Annotated in this window: 21 protein-coding genes; 12 read left to right on the forward strand and 9 right to left on the reverse strand. The window is 71.7% G+C overall.

What is annotated here, in order from left to right; translation table 11 throughout:
- Window positions 1-11: 11 nt before the first annotated feature.
- Window positions 12-467: a DoxX family protein gene (locus tag BCL76_RS13395; protein ID WP_109779694.1), complete on the forward strand. Its 456-nt coding sequence runs from the start codon at window positions 12-14 to the stop codon at window positions 465-467.
- A 72-nt stretch (window positions 468-539) separates the two neighbouring features.
- Here BCL76_RS13395 and BCL76_RS38930 read toward each other — a convergent pair whose 3' ends face one another.
- Window positions 540-698, reverse strand: a complete 159-nt coding sequence (locus BCL76_RS38930) for a hypothetical protein (protein WP_181382537.1) — start codon at window positions 696-698, stop codon at window positions 540-542.
- 59 nt (window positions 699-757) lie between these two features.
- Here BCL76_RS38930 and BCL76_RS13400 point away from each other — a divergent pair, with 59 nt between their 5' ends.
- Complete coding sequence (locus BCL76_RS13400) at window positions 758-1,336, forward strand: YdeI/OmpD-associated family protein (RefSeq protein ID WP_109779695.1); 579 nt, start codon at window positions 758-760, stop codon at window positions 1,334-1,336.
- Between the two features lie 133 nt (window positions 1,337-1,469).
- On the opposite strand, the gene BCL76_RS13405 is transcribed toward BCL76_RS13400, so the two are convergent.
- Window positions 1,470-1,874, reverse strand: a complete 405-nt coding sequence (locus tag BCL76_RS13405; protein ID WP_109779696.1) for a DUF5997 family protein — start codon at window positions 1,872-1,874, stop codon at window positions 1,470-1,472.
- A gap of 58 nt (window positions 1,875-1,932) precedes the next feature.
- On the opposite strand from BCL76_RS13405, the gene BCL76_RS13410 reads away from it, so the two are divergent.
- The 3 genes from BCL76_RS13410 to BCL76_RS13420 all read left to right on the forward strand — a co-directional run bounded on the left by BCL76_RS13410 (window position 1,933) and on the right by BCL76_RS13420 (window position 4,375).
- Window positions 1,933-2,733, forward strand: a complete 801-nt coding sequence (locus tag BCL76_RS13410; protein WP_109779697.1) for a LysR substrate-binding domain-containing protein — start codon at window positions 1,933-1,935, stop codon at window positions 2,731-2,733.
- Window positions 2,734-2,864: 131 nt separating this feature from the next.
- Window positions 2,865-3,974, forward strand: coding sequence for a PP2C family protein-serine/threonine phosphatase (locus BCL76_RS13415; RefSeq protein ID WP_109779698.1), 1,110 nt, complete (start codon window positions 2,865-2,867; stop codon window positions 3,972-3,974).
- A gap of 29 nt (window positions 3,975-4,003) precedes the next feature.
- Window positions 4,004-4,375: a VOC family protein gene (locus BCL76_RS13420; protein ID WP_109779699.1), complete on the forward strand. Its 372-nt coding sequence runs from the start codon at window positions 4,004-4,006 to the stop codon at window positions 4,373-4,375.
- 634 nt (window positions 4,376-5,009) lie between these two features.
- Here the strand turns inward: BCL76_RS13420 and BCL76_RS13430 are convergent.
- The gene (locus BCL76_RS13430) at window positions 5,010-5,561 is read right to left on the reverse strand and encodes a ribosome-inactivating family protein (protein WP_258309614.1); all 552 of its coding nucleotides are present in this window, start codon (window positions 5,559-5,561) and stop codon (window positions 5,010-5,012) included.
- 354 nt (window positions 5,562-5,915) lie between these two features.
- Between BCL76_RS13430 and BCL76_RS13435 the strand changes: the two genes are divergently transcribed.
- Window positions 5,916-6,209 (forward strand): hypothetical protein, encoded by a 294-nt coding sequence (locus BCL76_RS13435; RefSeq protein WP_109779701.1) that lies wholly within the window; start codon window positions 5,916-5,918, stop codon window positions 6,207-6,209.
- Here BCL76_RS13435 and soxR read toward each other — a convergent pair.
- Window positions 6,206-6,670 (reverse strand): redox-sensitive transcriptional activator SoxR, encoded by a 465-nt coding sequence (gene soxR / locus BCL76_RS13440; RefSeq protein WP_109779702.1) that lies wholly within the window; start codon window positions 6,668-6,670, stop codon window positions 6,206-6,208. The genes BCL76_RS13435 and soxR overlap by 4 nt on opposite strands.
- Window positions 6,671-6,765: 95 nt before the next feature.
- On the opposite strand from soxR, the gene fdxA reads away from it, so the two are divergent.
- Window positions 6,766-7,089, forward strand: coding sequence for a ferredoxin (fdxA, locus tag BCL76_RS13445; RefSeq protein WP_109779703.1), 324 nt, complete (start codon window positions 6,766-6,768; stop codon window positions 7,087-7,089).
- 437 nt (window positions 7,090-7,526) lie between these two features.
- A complete protein-coding gene (locus BCL76_RS13450) occupies window positions 7,527-9,017 on the forward strand; it encodes a cellulose binding domain-containing protein (RefSeq protein WP_109779704.1) in 1,491 nt (496 codons plus the stop codon).
- A gap of 122 nt (window positions 9,018-9,139) precedes the next feature.
- Here BCL76_RS13450 and BCL76_RS13455 read toward each other — a convergent pair whose 3' ends face one another.
- The gene (locus tag BCL76_RS13455) at window positions 9,140-9,790 is read right to left on the reverse strand and encodes a hypothetical protein (protein WP_109779705.1); all 651 of its coding nucleotides are present in this window, start codon (window positions 9,788-9,790) and stop codon (window positions 9,140-9,142) included.
- A 212-nt stretch (window positions 9,791-10,002) separates the two neighbouring features.
- Between BCL76_RS13455 and BCL76_RS13460 the strand changes: the two genes are divergently transcribed.
- The gene (locus tag BCL76_RS13460) at window positions 10,003-10,746 is read left to right on the forward strand and encodes a carbonic anhydrase (protein WP_109779706.1); all 744 of its coding nucleotides are present in this window, start codon (window positions 10,003-10,005) and stop codon (window positions 10,744-10,746) included.
- Window positions 10,747-10,819: 73 nt separating this feature from the next.
- Here the strand turns inward: BCL76_RS13460 and BCL76_RS13465 are convergent, their stop codons facing one another.
- The gene (locus BCL76_RS13465; protein WP_109779707.1) at window positions 10,820-11,059 is read right to left on the reverse strand and encodes a chaplin; all 240 of its coding nucleotides are present in this window, start codon (window positions 11,057-11,059) and stop codon (window positions 10,820-10,822) included.
- Window positions 11,060-11,377: 318 nt separating this feature from the next.
- Here BCL76_RS13465 and BCL76_RS13470 point away from each other — a divergent pair, with 318 nt between their 5' ends.
- The 3 genes from BCL76_RS13470 to BCL76_RS13480 all read left to right on the forward strand — a co-directional run bounded on the left by BCL76_RS13470 (window position 11,378) and on the right by BCL76_RS13480 (window position 14,196).
- Complete coding sequence (locus BCL76_RS13470; RefSeq protein ID WP_258309615.1) at window positions 11,378-11,977, forward strand: HD domain-containing protein; 600 nt, start codon at window positions 11,378-11,380, stop codon at window positions 11,975-11,977.
- Between the two features lie 690 nt (window positions 11,978-12,667).
- Entirely contained in the window at window positions 12,668-13,492 is an 825-nt protein-coding gene (locus BCL76_RS13475) for a hypothetical protein (RefSeq protein WP_109779708.1), read from the forward strand.
- Window positions 13,489-14,196, forward strand: coding sequence for a class F sortase (locus tag BCL76_RS13480; RefSeq protein ID WP_258309616.1), 708 nt, complete (start codon window positions 13,489-13,491; stop codon window positions 14,194-14,196). Before BCL76_RS13475 ends, BCL76_RS13480 begins: the two co-directional genes overlap by 4 nt.
- A 117-nt stretch (window positions 14,197-14,313) precedes the next feature.
- On the opposite strand, the gene BCL76_RS13485 is transcribed toward BCL76_RS13480, so the two are convergent.
- The 3 genes from BCL76_RS13485 to BCL76_RS13495 form a co-directional block, all read right to left on the reverse strand.
- Window positions 14,314-14,775 carry a DUF7144 family membrane protein gene (locus tag BCL76_RS13485; protein ID WP_375137911.1) on the reverse strand — a complete coding sequence of 154 codons (462 nt, stop codon included), beginning with the start codon at window positions 14,773-14,775 and terminating at the stop codon, window positions 14,314-14,316.
- Window positions 14,776-14,955: 180 nt separating this feature from the next.
- Window positions 14,956-15,153, reverse strand: a complete 198-nt coding sequence (locus tag BCL76_RS13490) for a hypothetical protein (RefSeq protein ID WP_109779710.1) — start codon at window positions 15,151-15,153, stop codon at window positions 14,956-14,958.
- Between the two features lie 176 nt (window positions 15,154-15,329).
- Entirely contained in the window at window positions 15,330-18,026 is a 2,697-nt protein-coding gene (locus tag BCL76_RS13495; RefSeq protein ID WP_258309617.1) for a LuxR C-terminal-related transcriptional regulator, read from the reverse strand.
- Window positions 18,027-18,173: the final 147 nt, after the last annotated feature.

Consider the following 18,173-nt stretch of genomic DNA (forward strand, 5'->3'; position numbering starts at 1 on the left):
AGTCTCCCCCCATGAACGCACGGCTCGACCATGCCCGGCCCTACGCCGTCGGCCTCTTCCGGATCGTCACCGGACTGCTCTTCGCCTCGCACGGCGCCGCCTCCCTCTTCGGGGTCCTCGGCGGCGCGCACGGCGGCGGAACCGTCGCCGCCGGCACGTGGCCCGGTTGGTACGCCGCCGCCATCCAGCTCGTCGCGGGCGCCCTGATCCTGCTGGGCCTCGGTACCAGAGCGGCGGCGTTCGTCGCCTCCGGCTCGATGGCGTACGCGTACTTCACCGTGCACCAGCCCGGCGCGCTGTGGCCGCTGCAGAACGGTGGCGAGGCCTCGGCGATGTTCTGCTGGGCCTTCCTCCTGCTGGTGTTCACCGGTCCCGGCGCCCTGGCGTTGGACGGGCTGTTCACCTCGCGGTCGACGGCATCCGCCGGACGGCGGGACGAGAACCGCCCCGAGGCCGTGACCGCCTGAGGAATCGATTCCGCACGACACCGGCAGCACGCCGGCGGCCGGTTGAAGCGCGTGCCCGGCGCCCGGGCCCCCTCAGCGGAACAGCGAGACTGGCTCCAACTCGTATGCCACGATGACGAGTTGGAGCCGGTCCCGGGCGCCGAGCTCCCGGCAGTCCGGGACGGGTGGCGGAGCCCACCGGCAGGCGGCGGCGCCCTGGCCGTCGAGCACGGGATCCCGGTCCGCGAACACGACACCCGAAGGCCCACGTCGGAAGAGATGGCCCGGACGGTCGGCGATAGCCTGGGCGTATGGAGGAATTGGGCGGGGTGGAGATCATCGGCTTCGCGGACGCCGAGGCGTTCGAGAGCTGGCTCGCCGAGCACCACTCGCGCCACGAGGGCGTGTGGATCAAGCTGGCGAAGAAGAAGTCCGGGATCGCGTCGGTCACCGATGACGAGCTGGTCGACATCGGGTTGTGCTACGGCTGGATCTCCGGGCAGCGACGCGCCCTCGACGAGCGGTACTACCTGCAGAAGTACGTGCCGCGCCGGGCCAAGAGCCTGTGGTCGCAGGTGAACGTGGACAAGGTCGCGGAGCTGATCGCCGCGGGGCGGATGCGGGAACCCGGGCTCGCCGAGGTGCGCAGGGCGCAGGCGGACGGCCGGTGGACGCACGCCTACGCGTCACAGCGGACGGCGACGGTGCCACCGGATCTCGCGGCGGCCTTCGTGGCGGACCCGGCTGCCGGAGCGGCGTTCGAGGCGCTCGATCGCACCGGGCGCTACCAGGTCGTCCTGCCGTTGCTGCAGGCGCTCACCCCGGAGACCCGGCGGGCCCGGCTGGAGCGGGCCGTGCGATCGCTGGGGGGCGACGGGGCCGCCTGCTGATCCGGCCGGCCCCCGTGGCGGCGTAGCGGAGGCGGCGTAGCGGAGGCATGGAGGCGGCTTAGCCGGCCGGGGAAGGCGTCAGGCCTGGCCTCCCCGGAGGAGGCCAGGCCTGGCGGACCGGCGGAGCTGCAGGTCAGGACTGCTGGTCTTGGGCCTTGGCGGCCTTCTCCGCGTTCTTCTCCTTGATGCGGACCGTCTCCTTGCGGACCTCGGCCTGGGTGGTGCGCTCACGCTGGAGCCACTCGGGGCCTTCCTGCTTCAGCGCTTCGATCTGCTCCGTGGTGAGGGGCTCGGTGACCCCGCCGCGGGCGAGGCCGGCGATGGACACGCCGAGCTTGGCCGCCACCACCGGGCGGGGGTGCGGACCGTTGGCGCGCAGGTCCTGCAGCCACTGGGGCGGATCGGCCTGGAGCGCACTCAATTCGCTGCGCGAGACGACACCCTCCTGGAACTCTGCGGGGGTGGCCTCGAGGTACACGCCCAGCTTCTTCGCCGCGGTCGCGGGCTTCATCGTCTGGGTGTTCTGGTGCGACGTCATGGTGTCAAGAGTATCGAGCGTGTGCGCTACCTCCGACCACGACCGGTAACCTTGCGGGGTGACAGGCTCGGAAGTACCCCATTCGTTCCGGCTCGCTTATGTCCCGGGGGTCACACCCAGCAAGTGGGTGCGTATCTGGAACGAGCGGCTGCCCGATGTCCCGCTGACCCTGGTCCCGGTGTCCCCGATCGAGGCGTTCGGTGTGCTGCGGGCGGGCGGCGCCGACGCCGGGTTCGTGCGGCTGCCGGTCGACCGTGACGATCTGGCCGCGATCCCCCTCTACACCGAGACCACGGTGGTCGTGGTCCCCAAGGATCACCTCGTGGCCGCGGCGGAAGAGGTGTCCACCGAGGACCTCGCCGACGAGATCGTGTTCCACCCGCTCGACGACACCCTGGCCTGGGAGCAGCTGCCGGGCAAGCCTGCGATCGAGCGCCCCGAGACGACGGCCGACGCGATCGAGCTGGTCGCCGCGGGTGTGGGCGTGCTCGTCGTCCCGCAGTCGCTCGCCCGCCTGCACCACCGCAAGGACCTGACCTACCGGCCGGTCTCGGACGCGCCCGCCTCGCGGGTCGCGCTGTCGTGGCCGCAGGAGGAGACCACCGACCTGGTGGAGGAGTTCATCGGGATCGTCCGCGGCCGGACCGTGAACAGCACGCGGGGGCGCGCACCGACCCCGCCGCAGCCCAAGGAGAAGCGCAAGCGCCCGGAAACGGGTACGGGTGGCGGCGCGCAGCGGAAGTCCGGCGGCGCGAAGTCGTCGTCCGGCAAGCCGACGGGCAAGAACCCCCGCGGCGCCGCCGGCGGTGCCAAGGGTGCGAAGGGCGCGAAGGGCGGCAAGCCCCGCCGTCGCCCGTAGGACCGGGAGGACCCGGGAGACCGCGAAGGCGGCGGGGCCGACGGGACCCGTGGGCGCGGCGGGAGCGGCGGGATCGCCTGCGACGGCCTGGCTTCGGGGATCCGGCTCGCCTGGCGGTGTATGCAGGAGGGATGGATCTCCGGCCACCGTCCCACCCCCCTCACCACCGGTCCCCCGCTGTGAGCCGTGCGCAGTTGGCGGTCCCGTTCGCGCTGATCGCCCTGGTGACGACGGTCGACGTGCTCGCTCCGCCCGATGTGCACCTCGGACCGTTCCTGGCCGCCGCGCCGGCCGTGACCGCGTCGTTCGCGGGGCCCCGGATGACGGCCTTCGTCGGTCTGATCGCCGTACTGGCCCAGGTGGTCGTCGCGACGACGCGTACGAGCCTGACCGATCTGAACCACACCTTCCAGATCATCGCGCTCGTGATGATCTCGGTGTTCGCGACCTTCTTCGCCCACCTGCGAGAGGTGCACGAGAAGGAGGTGACCCAGCTGCGCTCGGTGGCCGAGACCGCCCAGGAGGTGGTCCTGCGACCGCTGCCCGACCGGATCGGCCCGCTGGGTGTCGCCTCCGTGTACCTGGCCGCCGCGGCCGAGGCCCAGATCGGCGGCGATCTGTACGCCGCTGCCCGGACGGCCACCGGCACGCGGCTGATCATCGGCGATGTGCGGGGCAAGGGGCTGGAGGCGGTCGGGGACGCCGCGCTCGTCCTGGGTGCCTTCCGGGCCTCCGCCCACCAGGAGGCCGGGCTGCCGGGCCTGGTGGACTACCTGGAGGCGGCGGTCTCCACGGACCTGGACGGCGCCGGTGACGAGGGCGAGAGCTTCGTGACCGCGGCCGTTCTGGAGATTCCCGACGGCGAGCCGGTGGTGCACCTCGTCAGCTGCGGCCATCCGCCACCGCTGCTCGTCCTGCGCGCCGGCGGCGCCGTGCAGCTGGAGGTGGACCGGCCCGCGCCGCCGCTGGGGCTCGCCGGGCTCGTGGCATCGTCGGTCACCGCGCAGACCTTCGCCTTCGCCGAGGGGGACGTCCTGCTGCTCTACACGGACGGCGTCCTGGAGGCACGTGACCGGGCGGGCGCCTTCTACCCGCTGGCGCGGCGCGTGAGCGCGTGGCCGGGGCTACGCCCGCAAGCACTGCTGGACCGTGTCTGCGCGGACCTGCTGGCGCACGCGGCGGGCAACACCTTGGACGACGACGCGGCGATGGTCGCGATCGAACGGGCCGCGGCACCCTAGAGGGGGCCGGGGTTTGCCAGAATCGGATCATGCTGACCCTCGGAACGATCGTCATGGGAGCCGCGGACGTGCGGCGGGCCGCGGATTTCTGGAGCCGGGCGCTGGGGTACGTACCCCGCGACGGCTTGGTGGACGACGACTGGACCGTCCTGGTGCCGGCCGAGGGCGGCGGCCCGGGCCTGGCGCTCGGCCGTAGCGTCACGCCCGTACAGGAACGGCCGCGCGTCCACCTCGACCTGTACGCGGCGGACACGGCGGAGCAGACGGCCGAGGTGGCGCGGCTGGTCTCCCTCGGGGCGCGGCACGTCGACTGGGATTCCTACCCGCAGGACCCGGACTTCGTGGTGCTGGCCGACCCCGAGGGCAACCGCTTCTGCGTCATCGACGCCACGCACGGCTGACGCCACCGACCGGACCGACCGGGCCGACCGGTGCGAGCGGTACGACCGCCGACGGAACGCACCGCACTCAGGCGGGAGCCAGGACCTGACCTGGCGATCACTCGGGTCGGGTGCCTCGCTGCGACCGGGCGGACGCCGATCACAGCCTGGCAGGGTTCGCCGAGATGCCGGAGCCGGCGCGAGCCGAGGGCTCCGATCTCGACGGGATGCGGGGCTTCGGTGGAGAGCGCCCCTGGAGTGACGTATCCACCTCGCCCGAACCGCTCCTGGATCGCCCCGACGACGGTTGAGGCGAGCTCTCGCCCCCCGAATGCGCCGCACTCCTGCCCCGAATCGAGGGGATCGTCGACCGCCGGCAGAACGGCTCTGCGGGAGTAACCGGACAGCCTTGGGGCGAGGCCGCGGCCTGGCTCGTCGCCGGACGGTCTTCGGCATCACTGGATCGACGGGCCACCCCGTAGGGGCACCACGGCTGGCCGGACAGCTGTCGCGAGGTCGTCAGCCGGCTCTGCGGCGTCGCTCATGAGAGCGCCGAACATCGTCCGGAAAGGCAACGATGGCGCGTCGCCCTGCTTTCGACGATCCCCATTCATCGGATCCATGACGTCCGGGAATTGCGGACGGCGGCTGCGCCCTACAATCGGCCGCCGGTCATCCATATACGCGACATCGCATCGGCCAGGGCGGGATATCGGGCGGCCTCGCAGAGCATTTCCGAGAGCACGAGCAATCCGTGAGCGGTGCTCCGGGGATCCCGGTTCTGGTGCAATCGGACGACCGCGTCGCTCAAAGGCCGGCGCCCGAGCAGGATCCCCGAACGCCGGACGGCGGCGGCCGTCTCCAGTTCGGCCCGACCTCCGCCGAACGGCAGGGCTTGGGTTCGGCGCAGCCCCGGCGGCGCGGCCGAGTCCCGCACGTGGCGGACGTACGCTTCCGGCGGGGCCTGGCCGTTCTCGAAGATGTTCCGGAAGCCGACGATCCGAAGACTCGTATTGCGGGGGCGGAGCTCGATGTACAGCTCGACGAACAGACCACGCAGTTGGACGTGGAGGGGGAGGTAGGGCATTTCGCCCTCCTTGCGACCGGCTCCGCCGAAAAATCCCTGCGCGTCCTGCGCCTTGGAACGGATGGTCGACGTCAAGGATCGGTATTCGTCGGCCGAGGCGAGCGCCGGGGAGAACAGCATCGGTATCAGCATGACCGGCCTATCAGGAGAGAGGTCCACCACTCGGAATTCTCTTCAGCGATCCGACCGCGATCGCTCGGATCCAGCTGCGCTCACGCATGCACATCACACCTTCGCCATATTCCGCCGACGGGTTCATCACCCCTGCCGGCGCCGGGTTCGGTTTCCGATGCGCCCCTTTCTAGTCGGCCGGGTGGCGGCCGAGACAATTGTTGACCTCTGATGCTAAGAAATCAGCGCATGGTCCCCCGGAAGCCAGGACGACCCCACGTCGGGTCCAACGGGCCCTGGTGGAGCCCAGGTTGGCAGCGGCGGGCCCGTACGGAGAGGGGCCTGCTCCGCGATACTTCCGGCATGGACAGCTACGACTGCACGGCGACGCTCGAATGGTGGGCCAATCCATCGATGTGCCTGGGCAGCTTCCGCGTGACCCTCACCGTCTCGATGCTCAGCGACGGCCGGAGGCGCATCGCCGCGCCGCGCAGCCCCATGTCGGAGCCCGAGCGAGAACGCCTCGACCTCCTGCTGCGGCTCGACCCGGTCTGCTCGCTGCGCTTCGAGGACGACAGCACCGTCCTGGTCCACGTCAACGCCGAAGACGCGGACGGGCGTCTCGTCCTCAGCCCCTGCGAATCCGCCGCCCCTTAAAGGCGTCGGGGTCCGGCGCCGTCCTCGGCGAGTGCGTCGCCAGGGTTCAGCAGGGCGCAGGCCTTCATGGAGAGGCAGCCGCAGCCGATGCACCCCGTGAGTTCGGCCTCGAGTCGTTCGATGGTCTGCCGGCGCTCCTCCAGACGGCGCTTCCAGCCGCGCGAGGCGCGCTGCCACTCCTGGTGGCTCGGCGGTCGGTCGAGCGGTACGTCGACGAACGCCTCCCGGAGGTCCTGCAGCGGGATGCCGATCCGTTTCGCCACCGAGATCAGGGCGACCCGGCGCAGCATGTGCCGGGGGTAGCGGCGCTGGTTGCGCTCGTCGCGTTCGGACGCGATCAGGCCGAGTTCCTCGTAGAACCGCAGGGCGGACACCGCCGCCCCGGTCCGCGCGCTGACCTCGCCGATGCCCAGCCAGTCGTCGGGGGCGGCCTTGGCGCCGCCGGGCTGATGAGTCGTCATGCACCGCCTCCTGTTGACCTCAAGTCTACTTGAGCACCTACGGTCGGCTACGCCAGAGCGGCAAGCAGCACCGACCCGGAGAGGACGGCAGCCCGATGACGTTTGTGATCGCCCTGCCCTGCGTGGACGTCAAGGACAAGGCATGTGTGGACGACTGCCCCGTCGACTGCATCTACGAGGGGGAGCGGATGCTCTACATCCACCCCGACGAGTGCATCGACTGCGGCGCCTGCGAGCCGGTCTGCCCGGTCGAGGCGATCTACTTCGAGGACGACACCCCAGAGCCGTGGCAGCCGTTCAATGCGGCGAACGCCGAGTTCTTCACCGACCTCGGCACCCCCGGCGGCAGCGCGAAGCTCGGCCTGATCGAGAAGGACCATCCGATGGTGGCGGCGCTGCCGGTCCAGGACACCGTCTGACCCACCGGGGGCGCCAGGCCCTCTCTTGCGGGCCTTGCCGGACAGGCGCGCGTCGTCGGGTGCCCGGCGAGCCGGGTCCGCATACTCTCCGCTCCCCCGCCCGTCGCACGTGGCGCCGCCGGCCGGGCGGGCGGCAGTCCAGGGATGTCGGACGAGACCCGGATCATCGTGCATCCGGGAAGGATCGGGGAGCCGGTCGGGGAGCCACCGGCGGCGACACGAGCGGGATCACCCTGGATCACCATGGACCGTACGGAGCCAGCACCCTTGAGGTTCAAGGGGCCCTGCAATCCCCCTTCCTGATCCCCCGCTTTCCCCTGCCTTAAGTGGAACCTAAGACTCATCACGGCGGCACCGAAACGAACGAATGTCCGTTTCGGTGCGGCTAGCGTGCTGCCGAATCCCCAACTCCCCGGTAACACAGAGGCAGGCACGCGATGGGCAGCACAGTCGGGCACCGGCGCAGGACGAGTCGTACGGCGAAGGTCACGGGCGCGCTCGTGACGGCCGCGGTGATCGGTGGGGTGGCCTTCGCCTTCACCGGGACCGCGCAGGCGAGTTCGGTCGGAGCCGTCTACACGAAGTCCAGCTCCTGGAGCGGCGGTTACACCGGCCAGTACGTCATCACCAACAGCACCGGCGCGGCGCAGTCGGACTGGACCCTCCAGTTCGACCTGCCGGCGGGTACGAAGATCGACTCGCTCTGGAACGGTACCCACACGGTCTCCGGTCGCCGCGTCACCGTGAAGCCGGCTAGCTGGAACGGGCAGTTGGCGGCAGGGGCCTCCGTCACCGTCGGCTTCGTCGCGAGCGGAACCGGCACGCTCGGCGACCCCACCGGGTGTCTGATCAACGGGGTGAAGTGCTCCGTGGACCAAGGCGCCACGGCCCAGCCCAGCGGGCGCCCCACCGCCCGGCCCACGGTGACGGCGAGCCCGGCCCCGACCGCGCCCGCCACGTCCGCCGCGCCCACCGGGACCAGGTCGCCCTCCCCCACGGCGACCGCCCCGACCCCCACCCCCGCCCCCGGGGGCGGCGGCGCGCGCTTCGCCCCGTACGTGGACACCTCCCTCTACCCCGCGTACGACCTGCTCGACACCGCGACGAAGACCGGCGTGAAGGAGTTCCACCTCGCCTTCATCACCTCCGGCGGCGGCTGCGCTCCGCTGTGGGGCGGGGTCACGGATCTCGCGAACGACAAGGTCGCCGCCCAGATCGGCGCGCTGCGCGCCAAGGGCGGCGACGTCCGGGTGTCGTTCGGCGGGGCCGCCGGTCACGAACTGGCCCTGAACTGCGCCACCGTGGACGAGCTGGCCGCCGCGTACGGGAAGGTCGTCGACCAGTACCGGCTCACCAAGGTCGACTTCGACATCGAGGGCGCCGCTCTGCCGGACACCGCGGCGAACGCCCGCCGCGCCCAGGCCATCGCCCGGTTGCAGAAGTCCCACCCGGGCCTGGACGTCGCCTTCACCCTGCCCGTGATGCCCGAGGGCCTGACCCAGCCGGGCGTGGCACTGCTGGCCGACGCCAAGAAGAACGGTGTGCGGGTCGACGCCGTCAACATCATGGCGATGGACTACGGTCCGGCGTACAGCGGGGACATGGGGCAGTACGCGATCCAGGCCGCGACGGCCACGCAGGCGCAGATCAAGGGCGTACTCGGACTGTCCGACGCGGCGGCGTGGAAGGCTGTGGCCGTCACGCCGATGATCGGTGTGAACGATGTCGCGAGCGAGATCTTCACGGTGGAGGACGCGACGCAGCTCGTGCAGTTCGCCGCCTCGAAGGGGATCGGCCGGCTGGCCATGTGGTCCTCCACGCGGGACAAGCAGTGCGCGGCCGGAGCCGTCAACCACGCCGACGCGACGTGCAGCTCGATCCTTCAGCAGCCGCTGGCCTTCACCAAGGCGTTCGCCGGGCTCAAGTAGCGACCCGAGGACGAACCGGGAACGGCCGACGGGCCCGTCGCACGTGACGTGCGGCGGGCCCGTCGGCCGTGTCTCCGAACGGCTTGATCGGCCTGGCCGGCCTGGTCGGCCGGCCGATCGGCCTAGGAGAGGATGCCCCCGCGGGTGGCGAGGTCGAGTGCAGCGTCGAGGCGCGGCGCCGGGTGGCCCTCGGTATGGGCCGCCGCCAGCAGCGCCGCCACGGCGCCCGCGTCGGCCTTGCGTTCCCGTGCCAGTGCCGCGAACCGGGCGACGACATCGATCAGGCTCCGCCGGCGCGCCCAGGGGACGTCGAAGGAGGACACGGTGAGTTCGAGGAACTCCTCCTCGTCCGCGCCGACCCAGGGCGCGGCCCCGTCCAACCCGTCCTCCCGCACCTCGTCCGGGTACGGGATGCGGTGCCACGCGCCGTTCTCCCACCAGTAGACGAAGCCGAAGAGGTTCCCGGCGGCGTCGTCGCGCAGGAGGTCCCAGGGCAGCCAGTCGGGGCCGCCCGCGAGGAAGTCGATCTGCTCGCCGCCGACATGGGTGTGGCTGCCGTCGGGGTCCTGGCCGCAGAAGACCGCGTGTCCCTCGTCCACCACGGTCAGCCGCCACCAGCCGCCCGCGCCGGTGGAGTGGCACCACAGGCCGTCGTCGTCGAGGGCGAACTCGGTGCTGGTGGAACACGCGGTGTCGACCATGGCCATGGTCACCGCCCTGGCCCACAGCAGTTCGGGGTGTTCGAGGTCTTCCGGCCGGCTCGGCGTGTGCATCGTGTGGTCTCCTCCCGGGTGCGGGGCAAGCCTCGCACGTCGGGCCGGGCGGCGCGGCCCGGGGGCGCGGCGGACACCGCGTGACCCCACCGTTCGCCCGGCGCCCGCATGCTGAGAAGATCCCGGCCCCATCAAGCCTGCCCCCGCGCGGATCCCGCCATTGTGGGGGCCCGGCCAACTCCCGTACCAAAAAAGCGAGTTACGGTCCGGCCATGCCTTCGCACATACGTACCACCCTTGCTCCGCACAGCCGCCGCGCCCTGCTGCGCACCGCGGTGGCGGGCACGGCGGCGGCCGCCGGAGCGGGACTGACCCTCAGCGCGGCCTTTCCGGCCTTCGCCGGTTCGGGCGATCCGGAGAGCGCCGATCCCGTGACCACCCCCGCACAGGCCCTGCGTCGACTGGCGGCCGGCAACCAGCGGTGGCGGGCCCAGAACCAGGAGCACCCGCACGAGTCGGCGCCCCTGCGTCGCCGGCTCGCCCAGGGACAGCAGCCCTTCGCGATCGTGCTGGGCTGCGTCGATTCGCGCGTTCCGCCCGAGCTGGTCTTCGACCAAGGGCTGGGTGACCTGCTGACCGTGCGGTCGGCGGGCGAGGTGCTGGACGAGGCGGTTCTGGGAAGCATCGCGTACGGGGTTCTGGAGCTGCGCATACCGCTCGTGCTCGTCCTGGCCCATCAGTCGTGCGGAGCGGTCGCCGCCGCGGTCCGTGCCGACGAGTCGGGCGAGCCGCTCCCCGCTCATATCCAGTATCTGGCCGATCAGATACGGCCGTCCATCGATCGCAGTCAGCTGGGTGAGGCCCGCATCGACGCGACGGTCAATGCGCATGCGCGCAACGTCCGCAGACGGCTCGTGGCCGAACCCGACCTCGCAGGGAAGGTGGCGGCGGGCGAACTCGCCGTGCTCGCGGCCCGCTACGAGCTCCGCGACCAGCACGTACGCACCCTGGCCTGACGGCGGCGGCGCCGTCGCGTGCGGGCCCATCCCGGTCGAGCCTCCGACCGGGATGGGCCACGGTTCACGAGCCTCAGGCGTTGACGCAGACGTTGCCGGCGGCCGGGTTCAACGCGCCGATCACGTTGATGCTGTTGCCGCACAGGTTGATCGGAATGTGGATCGGGATCTGGATCACGTTGCCCGAAAGCACACCGGGCGAACCGATCGCGGCACCGTTCGCGGTGGAGTCCGCCGACGCCGAGGTGGCACCGCCGATGACCGCCAGGCCCAGCACCAGGGCCAGACCCGCACTCTTCAGAACACGCGACACGTGAATCTCCTTGTAACCGCACAGCGGTGCCGGAGCACCGCACGGCCCCGAGCGGGGTCGTCGCCCTCTACTTCGGCAGCTGACGGCCTCCGGGCCTGGGTCCGGGCGCCCGGTTCCCTCGAATAGGTGGACCCGCGCCTCCGTTCGGGGGTACGGGAGCGCCGTCGAGCCCCGGGGATCGAGACGGACGTGGCCGTCCGGCTCCGCCGGCGTTCCCCCGTCGCGCGAGCAGCCGCCCCCGCGCGCGCTTCGGCGGCATCTGCGGTTCGCTCAAGGGGTCCGGCACGGGGCCCACCGGCGGCTCCTTAGCCTGAACCGGTGACCGACTACTCAGACCTCTTGTCCCAGGCTCTGCGCGCTCCTTCCGATCCACCACTGCGTCCCCTTCCGTCACCGGTGGTGGAACTCCTTCGGTCGCTCGACGCACCGCCGCGACTGGCCGCCCACCTCCGTGCCGTCCACGACGTGGCGGTCCAACTGGTCGATTGGCTGGAGCGCCGCCACCCGCGGATCATCGTCGACCGTGCGGCCGTCGCCTTCGGGGCGGCAACCCACGACATCGGTAAGACGGTGCACCCGGCCGAACTGTCCGCGCCCGGCTCCTCGCACGAAGAGGCGGGCCGTAAACTGCTGTTGGCCCGCGGGTTCGGCCCGGACCTGGCCCGCTTCGCCGGAACCCACGCCTCGTGGGCCGCTCCTGGTACGACGCTCGAGGACCTGTTGGTGAGCACGGCCGACAAGGTCTGGAAGAACAAGCGCCTCCAGGAGCTCGAAGACCTCCTGATCGCCCGTCTCGTGCACGAGACCGGCGGGGAGCACTGGGAGGAGTACCTCGCGCTCGACGATCTGCTCACGCGCATCGGCGACGCGGCCGACGGCCGGCTCGCCTTCCAGGCCTCGTACCCGGTGCACGGCTGACGGCATTTCTTAGCATCAGAGGTCAACTATTCGTCCGGTCGCCGCCCGGACGACTAGAAAGGTCGAGACCGAGCCGGACCCGTCGGCGGGGATGATCCCACCCGTCGACGACCGGAATGATTTCTGAGGCGGTGGATGCACGTGAGTGGATGCGGCAGACTCGAATGGACAGCGGTCAGATTACTTCCGGAGAGACCGAGTTCAGACTCCGTCACCTGACGCGGTCGGCCCCACCGAAGCCCCTGTCCATGGGCGGTGCGGGGCTGACTCGGACGCAGGGAGGAGGGATTTCCCCGACCTCCTCCCTGCGTATGCGGCTGCGCGTTTGCACATCGAATTCCCAGCCGCTCGACACAGGCCCCACCGCGGCCTGTTCCAGGCCGCCGACGTGCGGCTTTCGGGGAACCCGCCTCGCGCCACATCCTGGCCGACGCGATGATCCGGCTGCCTCCCGAGCGCGTTTCGAGCCCGATCCGAGCGCGTTCCGACGTGCATCGCACGCGGAAATGCGCCGGTTTCGGAACGACTCTGCCGAACACGGCCGGAACCAGCCACCTGAGATTTTTTAAATGGGCACCCATCCGCAGGCGTTGGGGCAACGAAGGATCAGCGAGAGCCTCACCAGGGCCTCGCTCAAATCCCGTACGATCTGCGATTCCCTTCCTGGGGATCCACGGAACAGGAGCGAATGTGATAGTCAAGCGCGCCGGTCGCCACGTGGTTCTCGCCGCCATACCCGCCGCCGTGGTCCTGACCCTCGGCGTTTCCGGACCAGCTCTCGCCGAGGGCGGAAAGACGTACCAGATCGACCTTGCGCAGCTGAACTCATCAGGCTCCAGCGGTACGGTCATGCTCACCCTCAAGGGCAAGGACCTGACCGTTCAGATCGAGTCCAAGGGCATGGTGCCGGGCCAACCGTCGGCCCAGCATCTGCACGGTTCGACCAAGGGCCACGACTTCCACTGCCCGGACGCGAGCGACGACACCGACGGCGACGGGGTCCTCAGCAACACCGAGGCCACGCATGACTACGGCGACATCAACATCTCGCTCACCACAGGTGGGGACACCAAGGCCACCAGCGGCCTGGACGTGTTGCGCATGCCCGTCGCCGACGCGAAGGGCACGATCCGCTACAAGCGGACGATCCCCGTCGGTCAGGACGTGGTCGACCACATCAAGGACCTGCACGTCGTCCAGCACGGCATCGACCGCAACAAGAACAAGAAGTACGACTTCGAGGGCGCGGGCAAGAGCGAGCTCGACCCGAAGCTGCCCCAGGAGGCGACGGCCCCGACGAACTGCGGTGAGGTCAAGGGCGCTGCCGTGGGATCGGTTCCCGTGGGCGGCATCGAGACCGGTGGCGGTACGGCGGAGCACGCTGCGGCGCCGGTGACGGTGCGCGACGGTGTGGCGATGACCGTACTCGCCGTGGTGGCGGGTGCGGTGATCCTCGGGCGGAAGCGGGCCGGCATCGGCTCCGTCCGCAGGGAGTCCACCGGGGGCGGCGCGTGAAGGCGACCCTCGTGCGGTCCCGCCGCCGGACCCTGGGCCCGCTGGCGGCCGTAGCCCTCACGGGGCTCCTCCTCGCCGGGTGCGGCGGCCAGAACGCGGCGCAGCCCGCCGCCCCGGCGGGGCAGAACCTCCCGGGGGGAGCACCGGCCGCCGCCGATGCCGCTCCCCCCGGGAAGACACCCGCAGCCGGATCGCAGAGCGGTGGGAGCACGGGCGCGGGTGCCGGCTCGGGCGGCGTCCAACAGGCCCTGGCCCGGTCCGAGCCGCAGAAGATCTCGATCCCCTCGCTCAACCTGACCAGTTCCCTGGAGACCCTGCGGCAGAACCCCGACGGCACCATGCAGACCCCGAAGGACCCCGCGCTCGCGGGCTGGTACGAGCCGGGGCCGACCCCCGGCTCCCAAGGGCCGGCCGTGATCGCCGGGCATGTCACGTGGAACGGAGCATCCGCGGTGTTCGAGAAGCTGAAGACGATGAAGGGCGGAGACACCATCAAGGTCACCCGGCAGGACGGCAAGACGGTCACGTTCACGGTGGACCGCGTCGCCGAGTACCCGAAGGCCGAGTTCCCGACGCTCGAGGTCTACAAGAACATCGACCACGCGGGCCTGCGACTGGTCACCTGTGGCGGCACCTTCGACCCCAAGAAGCACTATTACGACAGCAATGTGGTGGTGTTCGCCCGCATGACGGGCGCCGCGTAGCCCGGACGACAGGGCGGGACCACACCCGTCGGCCGCAGGGCCCCACTGCGGCCGACGGCCGTGAGCGGCACCCGACCCGTTGCCGGATCGGGTGCCGCTCACGTCTCACGTCTCGCGTCACTCGGTGGCGTGCGTCCAACTCGTGCACAGGGCCCAGATGATGAACACGTCGATCGCGATGATGATGATCGACCACCACGGCTGGTACGGCAGCCACATGAAGTTGAGGATCAGGCTGATGCCGGCGAGTGCGATACCGGCGCCCCGCGCCAGGTTCGAGCCCGCGAACAGGCCCACCCCGGTGAGGATGACGATGATCCCGACGATCAGATGGATCCAACCCCATGCCGTGAGGTCGAATTCGAAGACGTAGCTTCCGATGCGCGCGTAGACATCGTCGTTGGCGATGGCCGCGATTCCCTGGAACACCGCGAGGCAACCGGTCACCAGGAGGAGGACGGCGGCGAACAACGTGCCCACGTTCCCCGCGCCCTGGCTGTCGCCGCTTGGATACATCGGTGTCGTACCCGGCGCAGGGCCGGTGTTCCAGTTTCCCCCGGTCGGTGTCGGCTGGCCCATGGAATTCACCTCACAGTTGGCTGTACAGCGCAGGACCGTCCTGCTCCGGCTCGTCGGTGACAGGCTTCGGTGCCCACATCGCAGTGTCGTCCGGCGGTCCGGTTCCTGTGATCACCCGAAGCGGGTGGTCTTCACCCGGGCGCACGGAGCGCACCGAGCGCACGGGGCGGCGGCGCACGCTCATGCGGGCAGCCGACGCATTTCGAGCACTCGCAGGCCCAGGGACTGGAAGCGGGTGAGGAGTCCGTACAGGTGGGCCTCGTCCGCCACGCTGCCGAACAGGAGCGTCTGCTCCGGTACGGGCGTCCGGGCGAGCTCGGGAAAGCTCGCGGCGAGCGTGTCCGGTACGACCCCCGAGATACGGAATTCGTAGCGCATGAGAGCACTCACTCCTCTCGGAACGAAGGCTTCGGGGCCCGGGCCGGTGCGAGGGCCCGGACCTCTGCCGGCCTTCACCGCCATCGTGGGCCCCCGGGCCGCGGCTCGGCATCGCCCGGTGCGGGCGAGAAGCGCGTCCCCGGCGCTCCCGGCGCCCCCGGGGACCCCCGTACGGCTCAGAGCATCCCGAGGTCCTGCGCCCGGTGGACCGCCTCGCTGCGCCGGGTGACGCCGAGCTTGCGGTAGACGCTCTTCAGGTGGGTCTTGACCGTGTTGGCCGACACGTACAACTCGGCACCGATCTCCTCGGTGGACAGCAGATCCGCGGCCTTGCGCAGCACCTCGGTCTCCCGCGCGCTCAGCGGCTCCACCACCGGCGGCTGCCCATAGGCCTGCGGCGCGGCCTGCGGCGCGCTCGCCGTACGGGCCCTACGGGCCGGTGCCGGCGGCGTCAGCCAGCCGTGCGACCGTGCCACTCGGGGGTCCTGGCGCAGGGTCCGAAGCACCCAGGGGCCGCAATCGACGAACACCCGGCGCAGTTCCTCGGGGCGGGCGAGGGCCAGCGCCTCATCGAGGCGTCGGTGTGCCTCCCGGGCGTCGCCGGCCGCCTCGGCGATCCGCGCGTGGAGCAGGCACGCGTGGGCCCGTACGGGCGTCGGGACTCGGTCGTCCGCCGGTACGGCCGCCAGTGCCCGCGCCGCGTCCGCGTCCCGGCTGGCGGCCAGCAGGGCCTTGGCCCGGGCGGCCGCGCGCTCCGGTCGGTCGCCGTCCGGGGCCTGCACCGCGTCCAGCACCCGCAGGGCCGCGGCCGCGTCGCCGCGGGCCAGGTGCACGGCCGATTCGGCCACCGCCAGCTCGTCCGCCGCCCAGGCGGGCAGCCCCGCCGGGTCCACCGCGCGCACGGCGGCGAGCGCGGCGTCCCCGTCGCCCTCGGCCGCCGTGATCCGGGCCTCGATGACGGCGGCCCGGACAGCGGTCGCGCGATCCGGGCGCGGCCCGGGCGCCGCGGTGGCCAGGTCCAGGTGGTGCCGGGCGGCCGGCAGGTCGTCCCGCTCGAAGGCCACGCCCGCCAGGACGAGGTGGTCGGTCCCCGCCCGGCGTTCGGCCGGCAGCGCGGACCGCTCGGCGACGGCGAGCGAGGCGCGGGCGTGCTCGGCCGCCTGCCGCAAGCGGCCGCGCAGCAGTTCGGTCAGGGCGAGTGAGCCGAGTGCGCCGCAGAGCGGGGATTCCGTTCCCGGGGGGCCGCATGCGGCGACGGCGGCCGCGAGGGTGGATTCGGCCCGGTCCAGGCGGCCGGCGCCCAGCTCGACGGCGCCCAGGTGCGCCAGCAGCAGGGCGCGGAGCTCGGGGCGCTCGGCGAGCAGGGGCGGCGGCAGCTCCCGCAGCAGCCGGTCGGCCTCGGCGGCCGCCCGTTCGGTGGCCGTCATGTCGTCGGCCGGCCGGCCGACGAGTACGCCGAGGAAGGCGCGGCCGAACCGTGCCGCCGGCCCGCAGGGGTCCGCCGACGGGTCGTCCGTAGGGGACGCGTCCGCGAGAACGTCGTCCGCCCGGCGCAGTCCGGCCTCGCATCCGGGCAGGTCCTGTGCGGCCAGCCGGGCGGCCGCGCCGACCAGTGCGGGCGCGAGTCCGGGTGTCCCGGTCGGCATCCCGGCGAAGGCCTGGCCCAGCTGATCCGCTTCCAGTCCCGTCAGGAGGCGACCGAGCGCCAGGTTGTCGACCAGCTGGGCCGCCGCGAACTGCCAGTCCCCGGCGGCGGCGCCTTGGAGCACCGCCTCGGTGAGCCGCCCGGTCCGGGCGAGCCAACGGGCCGCCCGTCCGTGCAGCCGGGGTTCGAGACCGGGGCGGCGTTGCCGCAGGTGTGCGCGCAGGACCTCGGCGAACAGCGGGTGCAGCCGGTACCAGGCCGAGGCGTCGATCTGTTCCAGGAACGCGTTCTCGCGGGCCAGCCCGGCCAGGGTCCGGGCGCCGTCGTCCCGGCCGGTCAGGGCGTCCGCGAGATCCGGGTGGACGCGGTCGGTGACGCAGACGCGCAGCAGCAGGTCCTGGGTGGAGGGCGGCTGTGCGTCGAGCACCTCGGTGAGGAGGTAGTCGGCGATCGTGGTGCGGTCGGCGGCGAACTGGCGCAGGAATGCCTCCGGGTCGGCGCCGCGCTGCATCGCCAGGGCGCACAGACGTACACCGGCCGCCCATCCCTCGGTTCGCTCCATGAGCAGGCGGATTCCGGCGGGTGAGACGGTCAGGTGGTGCTCGCTCAGCAGGGCTTCGGCGTCCGCGTCGGTGAATCTGAGGTCGGCGTGCCGGATCTCCGTGATCTCGCCGGCCGCCCGGTAGCGGTGCAGGGGCAGCAGGGAGTCCGAGCGGCTGGTGAGCACGATGCGCAGCCCGCCCGCCGCGTGCCGGAGTACGAAGTCCAGCCCCTCGCTCGTCGCGGGCGGCTGGGTGGTGTCGAACTGGTCGAGGACGAGGACCGCGGGCTGTGCGGAGGCGGCCAGCCCGTCCGCCAGCCGCACCAGGAACGACCGGGTCACGCCTTCGGCCCGGGTCGGCCTGCCCACCTCGGCGGGCAGTGCCGCCCCGCCCCGGTGGAGGGCCTCCAGCACGTACGCCCAGAAGGCGCCGGGGGCGTCGTCGGGTTCGACGGTGAGCCATATGGGGGGACGCGGCGCGCGTCCGTCGGCCGCCCAGTGGGCGGTGAGCACCGTCTTTCCCGATCCGGCCGGACCGTTGATGAGGGTGAGCGGCCCCTGCGCCCCGGCGGTCAGCCGTCCCAGCAGCTCGGGCCGGTGGACCAGCAGCTTCGGCACGGCCGGGGGCGCGAACCGGGCCGTGAGCATCGGGTCGCCGGTCGGTGCGCGGTGGCCCGTGGAGGTCACCGGGGGTCCCGCCGGGGTACGGACTGTGATCGGCCCACGCTCCCCACTGAACCGGCGATCGGTCGTGATCACCAGTTGTGTCACCTGGTCCGGGTGATGTCCGGGCGTGCGGCGGCCCGAAGCATGGTCCGGGGTCGTCCTCGCCTC

Source organism: Streptomyces sp. CG 926, assembly GCF_003148825.1.
GTDB lineage: Bacteria > Actinomycetota > Actinomycetes > Streptomycetales > Streptomycetaceae > Streptomyces.